The organism is Bacillus rhizoplanae (assembly GCF_917563915.1).
Classification (GTDB): Bacteria; Bacillota; Bacilli; order Bacillales; family Bacillaceae_G; genus Bacillus_A; species Bacillus_A rhizoplanae.
Window position 1 is genome coordinate 1 of the sequence record NZ_CAKJTI010000005.1, and the last position, 15418, is coordinate 15418.

General features: G+C 38.9%; 10 protein-coding genes and 1 rRNA gene. 4 read left to right on the top strand and 7 right to left on the bottom strand.

Annotated features, from left to right (window positions below; all coding sequences use genetic code 11):
* Window positions 1–79: 79 nt before the first annotated feature.
* Window positions 80–1631 (bottom strand): 16S ribosomal RNA (locus LRP84_RS06925).
* Window positions 1632–2063: 432 nt separating this feature from the next.
* Between LRP84_RS06925 and LRP84_RS06930 the strand changes: the two genes are divergently transcribed.
* Window positions 2064–2420, top strand: coding sequence for a YgzB family protein (locus LRP84_RS06930; RefSeq protein ID WP_098306924.1), 357 nt, complete (start codon window positions 2064–2066; stop codon window positions 2418–2420).
* Window positions 2421–2500: 80 nt separating this feature from the next.
* Here the strand turns inward: LRP84_RS06930 and perR are convergent, their stop codons facing one another.
* The 6 genes from perR to LRP84_RS06960 form a co-directional block, all read right to left on the bottom strand.
* Window positions 2501–2926, bottom strand: coding sequence for a peroxide-responsive transcriptional repressor PerR (perR, locus tag LRP84_RS06935; RefSeq protein WP_230574410.1), 426 nt, complete (start codon window positions 2924–2926; stop codon window positions 2501–2503).
* Between the two features lie 623 nt (window positions 2927–3549).
* Window positions 3550–3999, bottom strand: coding sequence for a thioredoxin-dependent thiol peroxidase (gene bcp / locus LRP84_RS06940; protein ID WP_230574411.1), 450 nt, complete (start codon window positions 3997–3999; stop codon window positions 3550–3552).
* A 46-nt stretch (window positions 4000–4045) separates the two neighbouring features.
* Window positions 4046–4450, bottom strand: a complete 405-nt coding sequence (locus tag LRP84_RS06945; protein WP_230574412.1) for a potassium channel family protein — start codon at window positions 4448–4450, stop codon at window positions 4046–4048.
* Between the two features lie 163 nt (window positions 4451–4613).
* Entirely contained in the window at window positions 4614–5399 is a 786-nt protein-coding gene (locus LRP84_RS06950) for an ABC transporter permease (protein WP_230574413.1), read from the bottom strand.
* A gap of 7 nt (window positions 5400–5406) precedes the next feature.
* A complete protein-coding gene (locus LRP84_RS06955) occupies window positions 5407–6198 on the bottom strand; it encodes an ABC transporter permease (protein ID WP_230574414.1) in 792 nt (263 codons plus the stop codon).
* The gene (locus LRP84_RS06960; RefSeq protein ID WP_230574415.1) at window positions 6191–7204 is read right to left on the bottom strand and encodes an ABC transporter ATP-binding protein; all 1014 of its coding nucleotides are present in this window, start codon (window positions 7202–7204) and stop codon (window positions 6191–6193) included. The genes LRP84_RS06955 and LRP84_RS06960 overlap by 8 nt, the downstream gene beginning before the upstream one ends.
* A gap of 252 nt (window positions 7205–7456) precedes the next feature.
* Between LRP84_RS06960 and hemL the strand changes: the two genes are divergently transcribed.
* From hemL to LRP84_RS06975, 3 genes are all read left to right on the top strand, one after another.
* Entirely contained in the window at window positions 7457–8752 is a 1296-nt protein-coding gene (hemL, locus tag LRP84_RS06965; RefSeq protein WP_230574575.1) for a glutamate-1-semialdehyde-2,1-aminomutase, read from the top strand.
* A 677-nt stretch (window positions 8753–9429) separates the two neighbouring features.
* Window positions 9430–13869 (top strand): glutamate synthase-related protein, encoded by a 4440-nt coding sequence (locus LRP84_RS06970; RefSeq protein ID WP_230574416.1) that lies wholly within the window; start codon window positions 9430–9432, stop codon window positions 13867–13869.
* Window positions 13870–14208: 339 nt separating this feature from the next.
* Entirely contained in the window at window positions 14209–15297 is a 1089-nt protein-coding gene (locus LRP84_RS06975; protein WP_230574417.1) for an FUSC family protein, read from the top strand.
* Window positions 15298–15418 lie beyond the last annotated feature (121 nt).

A 15418-nucleotide genomic window follows, 5' to 3' on the forward strand; every position in this document is an offset into this window, starting at 1 on the left:
GAGAGATAGTTCTCTCAAAACTGAACAAAACGAAACACGGAAACTTTATTGATGAACAGCGTTCATCAATTCTCCATAGAAAGGAGGTGATCCAGCCGCACCTTCCGATACGGCTACCTTGTTACGACTTCACCCCAATCATCTGTCCCACCTTAGGCGGCTGGCTCCAAAAAGGTTACCCCACCGACTTCGGGTGTTACAAACTCTCGTGGTGTGACGGGCGGTGTGTACAAGGCCCGGGAACGTATTCACCGCGGCATGCTGATCCGCGATTACTAGCGATTCCAGCTTCATGTAGGCGAGTTGCAGCCTACAATCCGAACTGAGAACGGTTTTATGAGATTAGCTCCACCTCGCGGTCTTGCGACTCTTTGTACCGTCCATTGTAGCACGTGTGTAGCCCAGGTCATAAGGGGCATGATGATTTGACGTCATCCCCACCTTCCTCCGGTTTGTCACCGGCAGTCACCTTAGAGTGCCCAACTTAATGATGGCAACTAAGATCAAGGGTTGCGCTCGTTGCGGGACTTAACCCAACATCTCACGACACGAGCTGACGACAACCATGCACCACCTGTCACTCTGCCCCCGAAGGGGAAGCCCTATCTCTAGGGTTTTCAGAGGATGTCAAGACCTGGTAAGGTTCTTCGCGTTGCTTCGAATTAAACCACATGCTCCACCGCTTGTGCGGGCCCCCGTCAATTCCTTTGAGTTTCAGCCTTGCGGCCGTACTCCCCAGGCGGAGTGCTTAATGCGTTAACTTCAGCACTAAAGGGCGGAAACCCTCTAACACTTAGCACTCATCGTTTACGGCGTGGACTACCAGGGTATCTAATCCTGTTTGCTCCCCACGCTTTCGCGCCTCAGTGTCAGTTGCAGACCAGAAAGTCGCCTTCGCCACTGGTGTTCCTCCATATCTCTACGCATTTCACCGCTACACATGGAATTCCACTTTCCTCTTCTGCACTCAAGTCTCCCAGTTTCCAATGACCCTCCACGGTTGAGCCGTGGGCTTTCACATCAGACTTAAGAAACCACCTGCGCGCGCTTTACGCCCAATAATTCCGGATAACGCTTGCCACCTACGTATTACCGCGGCTGCTGGCACGTAGTTAGCCGTGGCTTTCTGGTTAGGTACCGTCAAGGTGCCAGCTTATTCAACTAGCACTTGTTCTTCCCTAACAACAGAGCTTTACGACCCGAAGGCCTTCATCGCTCACGCGGCGTTGCTCCGTCAGACTTTCGTCCATTGCGGAAGATTCCCTACTGCTGCCTCCCGTAGGAGTCTGGGCCGTGTCTCAGTCCCAGTGTGGCCGATCACCCTCTCAGGTCGGCTACGCATCGTCGCCTTGGTGAGCCGTTACCTCACCAACTAGCTAATGCGCCGCAGGTCCATCTGTAAGTGACAGCCGAAGCCGCCTTTCAATTTCGCACCATGCGGTGCAAAATGTTATCCGGTATTAGCCCCGGTTTCCCGGAGTTATCCCAATCTTACAGGTAGGTTACCTACGTGTTACTCACCCGTCCGCCGCTAACTTCTTAAGAGCAAGCTCTTAATCGGTTCGCTCGACTTGCATGTATTAGGCACGCCGCCAGCGTTCATCCTGAGCCAGGATCAAACTCTCCAATAAAGTGTTTGTCTAGCATCATAAATAAAAATTGACGTTTCACGTTGTTTGTTTCGTTCAGTTTTCAAAGAACTTGTCTGCCGCTCAATTGCGACTTCCTCATGTTAGCATCTTTGTTTTTTGATGTCAACATTGTTTTTCACTTCTTTTTTCTTTTCGCTTTCCGCTTTTGTGCATCAGCGACGTTTATTAATATAACACGGCTATTACAGAGGGTCAATACTTTTTATAAAAAATTTCACATCCCGTTTAAATACCACAAACATATAGTTAAATTACTACAAAGAAGAGCACTATTGCTTCACCTCAGCTTTACCCTTGGCTTATTATACGAAATACATCTCTATAGCTTTATACAACATTCAACAAAAGGATCCCAATCATCCAAAAATTCAGAAATATATGCTATATTATCCTTATAGGAAGGTGAAGGGAATGAGCATTAAATACTCAAATAAAATCAATAAGATTAGAACCTTTGCGTTAAGTTTAGTATTCATCGGGCTTTTTATTGCATACTTAGGGGTCTTTTTTCGGGAAAACATGATTATTATGACCATTTTCATGATGGTTGGTTTTTTAGCTGTCATTGCTAGCACAGGTGTGTACTTCTGGATTGGTATGCTATCAACAAAGACCGTCCAAGTTGTTTGTCCATCTTGCAATAAATCAACGAAAATACTTGGACGAGTCGACGCTTGTATGCATTGCAACCAGCCGCTAACGCTCGATCGTAATTTAGAAGGAAAAGAATTTGATGAAAAATACAACCGTAAAAATTACAAGGCCTAATGAAGAGTATATGTTTACTTCTAAAAAAAGAGAGGCTGACTTAAAATGTCAGCCTCTTAATCATTCTTATTACTTATTTATTACTTATTGCATTCTTGACAAACACCGTAAATTTCTAAGCGATGACTATTGATTACAAAGCCAGTTGCTTTCGCAGCTTCATCCTCAATCTTCTCTAAACTTGCATACGGAAAATCTACAATTTTCCCACATTTTTCACAAATAACATGATAATGTTGGCTTGTAACGTAATCAAATCTGCTAGACGCATCACCATACGTAAGTTCTTTCACAAGCCCTACTTCTTTAAATACGCGTAAGTTATTATAAACTGTCGCAACACTCATATTTGGGAACTTACCTTCTAATGCTTTATAAATTTCATCCGCTGTTGGGTGCGTCATAGATTCCACAAGGTACTCTAAAACAGCATGACGCTGTGGAGTAATGCGTACACCCGTATTTTTCAACATTTCCAGCGCTTCTTTTAATTCCTCTTTGACCACCGTCATGCACCCCGATTCTATATGGATTATTATTTTATAATTCTTATAAAGAGTGTACTCCTTTTCCTTTCACTCGTCAACATTTCTACTATAACTATGTGGTTTTATTCTTCATCTTATATTCATTTCACTCTAACAAGCAGTAAAAGTACGATTGGTGGGAACGATGGAAGCTTCATTTTATCCCTAAGAGCCCGATTGGTTCAACTGGCCATCAGTGGGCGATAAAGCTCCCCACTGATAGAAGTTTCATTTTATTCTTATATGAGTCTGCCTTTTTTTATACATATGCATAAAAAAAAGTGCGAGAAAAAACTCGCACATGGAAAACTATCACCTGAGGAGGTATGCCCTACACTACTAACATATGAGAAATCCCCAAAAGTGTATAGACACATGCCTTGTAATACTTCACTTATTATTTTGTGCTACACAAGCTGGTAATAAAACTCCACCTCTATTGATGAAAATTTCATTTTATCCCTCATTAACGGGCAGTCAGACCCCCACCTCGAGATTGAGAGAAAAGCGAAGAAGATAGGTGGGGGATAACTGCCCGTACAAGCCCGATTGGTTCAACTAGCCATCAGTGGGGGATAAAGACCCCCCCACTGATGGAAGTTTCACTTTATATAAGACAAAACTTCCTCTACGTGACCTTTTACTTTCACCTTACGCCACTCTTTAACGAGTTCTCCTTCCTTATTAATAAGAAAAGTAGAACGCTCAATACCCATATATTCTTTTCCAAAGTTCTTTTTTAGCTTCCAAACATCATATAGTTCCGCTACTTCATGTTGCTCATCTACTAAAAGTAAAAATGGTAAGTCATGTTTTTCAATAAATTTCAAATGTCTATTTGCTGGATCAGGACTCACCCCAAGAATAACTGTATCTTTCTTTTGAAACATTCCGTAGGCATCACGAAAATCACATGCTTCTGTTGTACATCCTGGTGTCATATCTTTCGGATAAAAATAAAGCACAACATGTTTCCCACGAAAATCAGATAATTTTACTTGCTCTCCGTTACTTGCTTCTAACATGAAATCCGGTGCTCCTGCTGTAACCACGTGTAATCACTCCTTCTCTTTTACTTTCACTATATCAAATATCATATCATTTTTCATTTTCGATAACTGTCCGTACAACAAATGCAAACGGCATCGTATACCCTATTAATGCTTCTACAATCGCAATCCAACGACCAATCCCGATAGGAGTTATATCTCCGTATCCAACTGATAACAATGTAATCGCACTAAAATATAAACATACTTCTACAAGTGCAAACGAATGACTCGTTACCATCTTTCCGTCTTCTTCTAATATCAAAAATCCACTTTCCTCTAGAACAACATAACTTAACGCAAACGCAATGAGTACAGTTGTATAAATAAGAAATAATGAAATAAGATTATACAAAGAAAAAAAACGTTTTGATTCTCCTGCCGAATTCCATAACAGTTGTATACTTCGCAATACAGCAATCGCAGCAATAAATAGAATAATTCCCCATAACATGTCCCCCACCTCATTTTATTTGTATGAGGACAAAGGTAGTTTTATCCCATACACAACAGACATTAAAACTTCATGTTCAAGATGAAAAAGGAAGACGTAAACAAATTAACTTTACCCCGCATTAACGGGCAGTAAGACCCCCACTGATGGAAGTTTCACTTTATTAATTTCCAGCACCGCGATATCGTTTTACTCCTATATTCCAAACGAAAAAACCAATTGAGAAACAAATAATTCCAACAGCAGGCGTTGCAAATGCGTAAGAGTTCCATTCTGTTTTTCCTAGAAAATAAGATGCTGGATACACACCAACAAAAGCAAATGGCAATACAAACGTTAAAATAAAACGAATGACACGATTATAAATGTTAACAGGATAACGTCCATAGTTTCCAATATTATACATAAGCGGCATAATGGAACTTCTTGCATCTGACCAAAAACCAATGCTTGCAAGTGTTACGAAAATTCCCCCATACACCAGCGCACCGCCTAGTACCATCAATATAAATAAAAAGAAATCATACCAATGAAATGTTAATTGAAGTTGTACTGCAGCATATCCCATTACCCCTAAACCTGTTATCGCACCAAGAAGTGACTCCAACTCCATTCGTTCTAATATGACTTGAAACAAACTGTGAATTGGACGGGTTAAAATCCGATCCATTTCACCTTTTACGATATAACGATCATTAAAGTCCCATATATTAAAGAATGATGAAAAAACCGCAAATGGAACCAAGAAGAACCCATAAATAAAGATAATTTCTTCCCTATTCCAGCCTTCCAATTCTTGTGTATGTCCAAATACAACAAGAATAAAGATTAAGTTTACTGCTTGTAACAATAAATCTGATAGTAAACCAATAATAAAATCGCCACGGTATTCTAGCTTCGTTTTTATATACTGACTTGCATATTGTAAAAACAACTTAAAATATAACATTTTCTCATCATCCCCCTTGCACAATCAGCCGTTTTCTCGCTGTTTTCCACATCATAACAATTGGAATAATGAGCAGAACCGCCCATGTTATTTGAAATAATAAAGCTTTATAAATTGCCTCGCCTTGTATCCCTTCAGAGAAAATCATACTCGGAATGTAACTAATCGCTTGAAACGGCAAAAACGTCATTGCTTTTTGAGCCCATAACGGATAGAAGCTAATTGGAAGTAACAGTCCTGAAAACAAATCAATAACGACACGTTTCGCATACATAATTCCATTATTATTAAATAAAAAGAACGTTAACATCCCTGTCATTAAATTAATTTGTGTATTAATGATAAAACTAAATAATAGCGATAGGAAAAAGTACAACCACGTTTGGAAATTCGTTGTAATTTGCAGTGAGAATAACAATGTAACGATCACCATACCTGGAATAGAAAAGAAAGCAAATCTAAAAATCCCTTCTCCTAACCCTTGCATTACTTTCATACCTAAATAGTTATATGGACGAATTAACTCAACTGCAACCCGCCCTTCCTTAATTTCCATCGCAATCTCTCTGTCAATGTTATTAAAATAAAAAGCACGGGCCATCCATGCAATTGCGATATAGGTTGTCATTTGTGTAACCGATAAACCTTCGATATTTTCTTTCCCACTATAAATTGCTTGCCATAAAAAATAATACGCTCCGATATTAATTGTATAAATGATAATACCGCTATAATAATTTGTTCGATAAGCAAGCATCATTAAAAAACGAACGCGAATCATTTCAATATACTTATCCATGAGTTATGCCCTCTTCATAAATATTACGAATGATTTCCTCCGTAGATACTTCATTAATTTTTAAATCTTTAATTGTAAAAGTTTGTACGACTTTTGATATAAGAGTTGAAATAATAATTTCTTCATTCGGAATCTTGGCAATCCATGTATTTTGTTCTTTTCCTTGCGACCAAATTACATCATTATCAGGTATTAACATTGCAAGTTGCTGATAAGCAACAGGAGTTCCAAATTGAAAATGAATTTCTTTTTCTGCTCCCCACTGCGATCGAAGCTTTTCTAAAGACCCGTCATACATTACTTTTCCTTCATCTAACATAACAACACGATCACAAAGCGCTTCAATATCTGTAATGTCATGTGTCGTTAATAAAATTGTTGTTTTATATCGCTCATTCATTTCTTTTAAAAAATCACGGATTTTCAATTTAACAAGAACATCAAGTCCAATTGTTGGTTCATCTAAAAACAATAACGGCGGATTATGAATTAATGCTGCCGCTAATTCGCAGCGCATCCGCTGTCCAAGAGATAACTTCCGAACTGGCTTGTCCAAGAGCGGACCAATATCTAACGTTTCAATCACATGTTCCATATGTTCTTTATATTGCGCATCAGATACACCATATACTTTTTTTAACAAACGAAATGACTCTTGCACAGCAATATCCCACCAAAGCTGCGAACGCTGCCCAAACACAACACCAATCGTTTTCACAAATTCTTCCCTTTGTTTGTGAGGATTCATGCCATTCACAGTAATTTGTCCAGCAGTCGGTGTTAAAATACCTGTTAGCATCTTAATAGTAGTGGATTTACCAGCACCATTTTCACCAATATATCCAACCATTTCCCCTTGCTTTACAGTGAACGAAATATCATTTACTGCCGGTACAATCTTGTAATTGCGATTTAATAAATCTCGAAACGCTCCTTTTAATCCTGAGCGGCTTGAGTACGATGTAAATTCTTTCCGTAAATCTTTTACTTCAATAACCGTCTCCATACTCATTCTCCTTTCTGTTTCTCTCTAAAAGGCAGCACCTTTCATTGTCCTATAATATAAAGATTAGCGAGCTTTTGCGGGATCCCCCTATGAACTCGCTTCATTTCACTAACCATCAATGAAGCAGATAATGCCGACGAAAGTTTCATTTTAACACAACGAATAGTTTACTCAACAGTAGCAACTATCACAAACAATACGTCTTTTCCAAAAACGTGTTAAAATAATACATAGATTTTTGTAAGGAGATGAATTTTCGTGAAATTCACAAAATCAGAAGAACTACATAAAGAGGCATTAGAACATATCGTTGGTGGTGTAAATAGCCCTTCTCGCTCCTATAAAGCAGTTGGCGGCGGTTCACCTGTTGCAATGGAGCGCGGTAAAGGCGCTTACTTTTGGGATGTAGACGGCAACAAATACATCGATTATTTAGCAGCATACGGGCCAATCATTACAGGTCATGCTCATCCGCACGTAACAGAAGCAATTAAAGTAGCTGCTGAAAATGGTGTGTTATACGGAACACCAACAGCTTTAGAAGTAAAATTTGCTAAAATGCTAAAAGAAGCCATGCCTGCAATGGATAAAGTACGTTTTGTAAATTCTGGAACAGAAGCCGTTATGACAACAATTCGCGTTGCTCGTGCTTATACAGGGCGCACGAAAATTATGAAATTTGCTGGTTGCTACCATGGACATTCTGATTTAGTACTTGTAGCGGCTGGCTCTGGTCCTTCTACACTTGGTACTCCGGATTCTGCGGGTGTACCACAAAGCATCGCACAAGAAGTAATCACAGTTCCTTTTAATAATGTAGAGACATTAAAAGAAGCATTAGATAAATGGGGACATGAAGTAGCAGCGATTCTTGTGGAACCAATCGTTGGGAACTTCGGAATTGTGGAACCAAAACCTGGATTCCTTGAAAAAGTAAATGAACTTGTTCATGCAGCAGGTGCATTAGTCATTTATGATGAGGTTATCACAGCTTTCCGCTTTATGTATGGTGGTGCTCAAGACTTACTCGGTGTAACACCAGACTTAACTGCTCTTGGCAAAGTAATCGGCGGCGGTCTTCCAATTGGTGCTTACGGTGGTAAAAAAGAAATTATGGAACAAGTTGCACCGCTTGGCCCTGCTTATCAAGCTGGCACAATGGCTGGAAACCCAGCTTCTATGGCTGCTGGTATCGCATGCTTAGAAGTACTTCAACAAGAAGGGGTATACGAAAAACTAAATGAACTTGGGGCAATGCTTGAAAAAGGTATTTTGAAACAAGCAGCTGCACACAACATCGATATTACAATAAACCGCCTAAAAGGCGCTTTAACAGTATACTTTACTAAAGATAAAATCGAAGACTACGATGCTGCACAAAATACAGACGGTGAAATTTTCGGTAAATTCTTCAAGCTAATGCTTCATGAAGGAATTAACTTAGCTCCATCTAAATATGAAGCATGGTTCTTAACAACCGAACATACAAAAGAAGACATTGAATACACGATTGAAGCTGTTGGACGAGCATTTGCTGCATTAAAATAAAGTTCAACTTCCTTTTGGAGTGTTCTTCTCCAAAAGGTTAGTTGAACCAATCGGGCTTTTACAGGCAGTTATCCTCCACCTATCTTCTTTGTTTTTCTCTGAACCTTGAGGTGGGGGTCTTACTGCCCGTTAATGCGGGATAAAGTGAAACTTCCTTTTGGAGCGTTCTTCTCCGAAAGGTTAGTTGAGCCAATCGGGCTCTTACGGACGCTCCTTCCACGAAAAGGCTTTAAGAAATAGCGTCCGTTAGAGCGGGATAAAGTAAATCTTCCATCAGTGGAGGTTCTTCATCCCCCGCTGATGGTTAACCAATTGAGCGCATGCCAATAGTAATACCCTCACCTAACTTCTTTACTTTTTGCATAACTTTGAAATGAGGATATTACTGCCAGTAAATAGAGGTATAACACTCAACTAAATAAGAGTGAATCTCTTTTGTCATCAATAATTAGTTTTTCATGAAACAATAAAATATATTGCCCATTAGCGAAATAAAAAACAGAGGCCCCCCTCTGTTTTTTTATTTTTACTATTTCATAAATTATGAATTAATAGTATAATTATTCATAATTATTTGTTTTTAGTCTTGAATAACGATTTATAATTTTAAAATATTAGGTGTCGGACACCTTCAATATTTTGACTATTCAAAATTCACATCAGAGGGGGCTTGACGGATGCTAAATAAAACAAATAAGTGGACACCGTCTTTATTTCAAAATTATGCAAATGCAGAGCATGACGCGTGTGGAATCGTTTCCGTAATGGAAAAACGAAACATTCCAACGAAAGAAAACATTAATCTTTGTATACAATCGCTGGTGAAAATGAATCACCGTGCTGGATTTATTAATAATGAAGGTGACGGGATTGGAATTCATATTGATCTTCCAAAAACACTTTGGAAAGAAAAATTAACTCAAAATGGTTATAATCCAGCATTAGTGGACCATCCTCACTTTATTGTTGGACATTTTTTTCTACACCAAAAAAGGGATACAAACTCCTTACAAAATTATATTCGTTCCTTGCTGCAGAAAGAAAATCTAACTATCGTTTTTGAAACTAGCACCGTAACAAATTCTGATGCACTCGGACCTATCGGCAAACAGGAAGAACCACTATTTTGGCAAATTGCTATTGTTCCGGAAAATCAACATAAAAAGATTGATCAATTATTATTCTCTCTAACGATAGAAATTGAAAAAAATGAAGCAGTTCATGTCGCGTCATTCAGTCAAGATTATGTTGTTTATAAAGTACTAGGAGCTGGCGATACGCTTGTATCATACTATGATGACCTGCGAAATCCACTCATCGCATCTACAATGACACTTGGACATAACCGTTATTCTACTAACACATTATCTAATTTTTTTCGCGTTCAACCATTTAGTGTTCTTGGACATAATGGAGAAATTAACACCATTGCTAAGCTACGCGATCAAGCTGAAATGATTGATGTACCACTTACAATTGGAGGCAGTGACTCTCAAGATTTAAACCGTACCCTAGAAACACTTCTCACTCATTACAACTACAGTTTATTCGAAGCAATGGATATATTATTTCCGCCAATTATTAATGAAATTAAATTATACAAGCGGCATATGCAAGACTTATATACGTATATACGTGAAGCCTGGGGACATTTTGCTCAAGGACCCGCTGGAATTATTTCACGACATAAAGATGAAGCTGTTTTTAGTGTAGACTCCCTTGGCTTACGACCAGTTTGGAAAATAGAGACAGAAAATTCTTATATTTTTTCATCTGAGCCAGGTGTTATTTCTCCATCAGAATATGTTGCAGAACCAAAATCACTTGCTCCTGGAGAAAAAATTGGGTTAAAGCGGAATGCACAAGGCGAGCTTATTTTATACGAATACGATGTATATCAAGAGGAAGTATATGCACGTATGAAACAGCGAATTGACTTTATCGACTATCGTTATCATCTACATGTTCCACCAACAGAAGAGCTGGATAACCTTGCTTCAATTACTGAAGTCAAAACAGAACAATACGCAGCCTTTGGCTGGGACCGCGAGCATGTTCAGCTTCTCGAACAAATGGCTGAAAAAGGCGCTGAGCCAATCCGTTCTCTCGGACATGATGCTCCTCTTGCAGGACTCGATATAGGAAGAAGAAATATTGCTGACTTTATAAAGGAAAGCGTTGCTGTTGTAACAAATCCTGCTATTGATCGCGATCGAGAAATAGAGCACTTCTCTACACGTACAATTGTAGGAACACGCCCAAATCTGTATGCCACAGAAGAACAACCATTTGTTGTAGAACTTCCAAGCCCTATTGTCTTAGAAGGAGAACCCGGACAGCAAGCGGCAAAGCATCTAGAAACAGTAACATACGAACAACTCATCCGTATGTTTGCTCTGCATAGCACTGTCTATAAATTATCTGGAACATTTACAGCGGATGAAACTTTATATACTGCACTTAATCGACTAGGAACAGAAGCTGTAACAGCAGTAAAAAAAGGTGCCTCTCTTCTCGTACTTGACGATGCAAAGGCTCATCAAAAAAACCAATTATGGATTGATCCGCACCTAGTCACAGCAAAAATCCATAACGAACTTGCAAAACATAAACTCCGCCGTGATTGTGCAATTGTCGTACGTTCTGGAGCGCTTCGTTCTTTACATGATATTGTAACGTTATATGGTTTAGGGGCAGATGTTATAAATCCGTACCTTACATTTGCAACAGTAAATGATGGAACAGAAGAGCCTCTTCTAAACTTATATCACGCATTCAATAAAGGACTTGAAAAAGTCATTTCAACACTTGGAATTCATGAATTACGAGGCTACGGTCGCCTCTTCTCTTCCATTGGTCTACACGAAGAGATTGCACGTATACTGGATATCACCAACTTTCTTGGATCTGATACATTAGCTTTTTCACTAGAAGCACTAGCTGAAGATGCAAAAACTCGGGCAATGGATTATACAAATGAAAAAGCAAAAATACGAAAAACGTTTCACCTATTCCCGCGCATTTGGAAAGCGATTGGGGATGTCGCAAAAGGGAACGCCTATGATGATTACCGTGAAAAGCTAGAAGAATTAGAAGAAAAAAATCCAACAACAATTCGTCATCTCATAAAAATAAAGGAAACAAATCATAAAGTTCCAATTGAACAAGTTTCAATTGCAATAAAAAATCATAGTCTACCATTTATTATTAGCTCGATGTCATTTGGCTCACAAAATGAAATTGCCTTCCGTGCTTATGCTGAAGCTGCTGACCGATTAAATATGATTAGTTTAAACGGTGAAGGCGGCGAAATTAAAGATATGATTGGCAAATATCCACATACACGTGGACAACAAGTTGCATCAGGACGGTTTGGCGTCAATGCTGAACTGCTCAATTCCTCTAACTTAATTGAAATTAAAATTGGGCAAGGAGCAAAACCGGGAGAAGGCGGACATTTACCAGGATCAAAAGTAACAGCAAAAATTGCAGAAGCGCGAAATGCAACAATTGGTTCGGATTTAATCTCTCCTTCTAATAACCATGACATTTATTCGATTGAAGATTTAGCACAAATGATTACAGAAATTAAAACGGCTAATCAACACGCAAAAGTTGCTGTTAAAGTTCCTGTTGTCCCTAATATTGGTACCATTGCAGTAGGTATCGCTAAAGCTGGTGCTGATTTTATTAACATTAGCGGTTTCGATGGCGGGACAGGTGCAGCACGCATTCACGCCTTGCAGCACGTTGGTCTCCCTGTTGAAATTGGTGTAAAAGCTGCTCATAACGCCCTATTAGAAGCTGGAATGAGACAGCATGTAGAAATTTGGGCTGACGGTGGTATCCGCAGTGCTGCAGATGCGTTAAAAATAATGCTTCTTGGTGCAAATCGCATTGGCTTTGGTACACTTTCTATGATTGCCATCGGTTGTACGACATGCCGCGGCTGTCATTTAGATACATGTCATGTCGGAATTGCAACGCAAATTGAATCAGAAGCGCAAGCGAAAGAACATGGTCTGCGCCGCTTTGTGCCACGAGATTTTGAAAGTGCTGTAAAAGGATTATTGAATTTATTCACAGCTTTTGGAACAGAACTAAAGCGATTAACAGGACAGCTCGGTCATGTAAACTTACAAGAAATTATCGGACGTTCCGACTTATTAGAACAAGCACACAGCCAGCATTTGCTAAGTTTACAATACCTATTACAAACATTAGAAGATGTCACGTACGATGCTCCGCAAACAACATCACAGCAAAAGTGTAGTGAGGCTAATTATGCCATTGAATCAAAAGAACTTGTTAGTGTTGGTGTCGATCAGCGCGTAATGGGCGGCATGGAATCTTGCTACCGTGTGCGCAGTAAATTATATGAAAATCATGTATTAGAGCCAATCACATTAAAATACACAAATGGTTCCGTTCCCGGAAATGGTTTAGGTGCCTATAATAGCGAAAATCTGTTCATTCATGTCAACGGCGGCGCGCAAGACGGCATCGGAAAAACAGCTTTTGGAGGCGGTATTTACATTACAAAAACAAAAGGAAAAGACAGTAAATACTATAACGGTTCTGTTGGAAAAGGATTCGGATACGGAGCACAAAAAGGATCATTATATGTACAAGGAAATGCTGATGCTAGAGCTGGAATTCGTCTATCAGGTGCTGATATGATTATTGGCGGAAGAATGACAACATCACTTCCGAAAGAAGAACATGGAAATATCGGTGTTCACGCTAATATAAAAGGATTTGCTTTTGAATACATGACAAATGGTCGTGCGCTCGTCCTCGGTGACCCTGGTCCATGGATTTGTGCTGGAATGACAGGTGGAGTTGTATACTTACGTCATCAGCCTGATCTTGGATTAACAGAGCAAGCACTAGAGCGACGAATTGCAAAAGGTGCTAACGTTACGCTTCGTCCACTCAGTAAAACAGGAGAATCTGATGTAAACGAACTATTATCGGACTATCTCCGCGTGCTAAAGGAACATGAACAATATGAAGAAGTTGCTCTTCTTTCACCTTTGCTAATAGATCTGGATTCTCATTTCTACGAAGTAATTCCAGCAAAAGAGCAAGCAGATCCGTCTGTTTCAACAGAGTAAAATAAAGTGAAACTTCCATCAGTGGTTTTTTTTCATCCCCCACTGATGGAAAGCCCGCCCAATCGGGCCTTTACGGGCAGTTAGCCCCCACCTATCTTCCTCGCTTCTCTCTCAATCTTGAGGTGGAGGTCTTACTGCCCACGAATAGCGGGATAAACGAATAACAGCTTTCTCATTGACGACTTTTGATTCTCATAGTAATCTATAACAAATTAAAAAAACCTGCTGAAATTCAGCAGGTTTTTTCATTAAAATACTACTTGCTAACATAAGTTAATGAATGTATAGTATCATATTGTACATTCATTCTGACAAGAAAGAAAGGATATAAAAAAGAGTATGAAACTTGGTGCTCGCGTTTTAAAAACGGGTATTGCCATTACATTAGCTTTATTTGCATGTTTATTGCTTGGATTACCAAGCCCTGTATTCGCTGGGATCTCAGCAATTTTTGCTGTACAACCCTCTGTATACCGCTCATATTTAACAGCTCTAGAACAAATTCAAGCAAATGTAATTGGGGCAATTTTTGCCATTGTCTTTGTGTTTGCCTTTGGAAACAACCCTTTTATTATTGGTTTAACATGTATATTAGTTATTGCCCTTGCTTTAAAATTACATTTAGAAAATACAATTTCTATTGCTCTCGTAACTGTTATTGCCATTATGGAATATCAAGGTGCAAATTTCTTTGACTTTGCCCTATTACGCTTTGCAACAATTATGGTTGGGATTATTGCGGCATCTCTCGTAAATTTAATATTTATGCCGCCAAAATACGAAACAAAACTCTATCATAAAATCGTGGATAATACAGAAGAAATTGTAAAATGGATTCGTATGAGCAGTAGACAAGCATCAGATTTCACAACATTGAAAACAGATATTGACCATATGAAAGAAAAAATGATTCGTCTAAATCATTACTACTTACTGTATAAAGAAGAAAGAAGCTATACGAAAAAAGTGCAATTTGCTAAAATTCGTAAATTAGTCTTATTTAGACAAATGTTAACGACAACAAATCGTGCTTTGAATACATTAAAGGCATTACATCGAGCAGAAAACGAATTACGTTATATGCCGGAATCATTTCAAGAATCTATTCAAAATGAACTTGATTCGTTAACACATTATCATGAGCAAGTATTACTGAAATTTATCGGAAAAGCAAAGAAACAACAATCTGTTGAATTTCTTGACGAGGTTTCTGTTGGTAAACAACAACTAATTGATATATTTATGAACTACCAAAATAAAGAAGATGAAGAAAGTTATAAAATATGGCTTCACCTGTTCCCTCTCGTTTCAGCTATTATTAACTATAGTGAGGAAGTAGAACATTTAGATTTACTTGTAGACAGCTTCTATACGTATCATAAGCCAGAAAATGAACTAAAAATTCATGATAAACAAGAAGATGAATAAAATGAAACTTCCATCAGTGGGGGGTTTTTCCTCCCCCACTGATGGAAAGCTCTCACCAATCGGGCTTTTACGGACAGTTATCCCCCACCTATCTTCTTCGGGTTCCTTACAATCCTAAGGT

Coding starts and splice junctions, on each gene's coding strand:
- LRP84_RS06960 (WP_230574415.1), bottom strand. CDS start 7,204: ATGGAGACGGTTATTGAAGTAAAAGATTTACGGAAAGAATTTACATCG.
- LRP84_RS06955 (WP_230574414.1), bottom strand. CDS start 6,198: ATGGATAAGTATATTGAAATGATTCGCGTTCGTTTTTTAATGATGCTT.
- LRP84_RS06975 (WP_230574417.1), top strand. CDS start 14,209: ATGAAACTTGGTGCTCGCGTTTTAAAAACGGGTATTGCCATTACATTA.
- LRP84_RS06970 (WP_230574416.1), top strand. CDS start 9,430: ATGCTAAATAAAACAAATAAGTGGACACCGTCTTTATTTCAAAATTAT.
- LRP84_RS06945 (WP_230574412.1), bottom strand. CDS start 4,450: ATGTTATGGGGAATTATTCTATTTATTGCTGCGATTGCTGTATTGCGA.
- LRP84_RS06950 (WP_230574413.1), bottom strand. CDS start 5,399: ATGTTATATTTTAAGTTGTTTTTACAATATGCAAGTCAGTATATAAAA.
- LRP84_RS06930 (WP_098306924.1), top strand. CDS start 2,064: ATGAGCATTAAATACTCAAATAAAATCAATAAGATTAGAACCTTTGCG.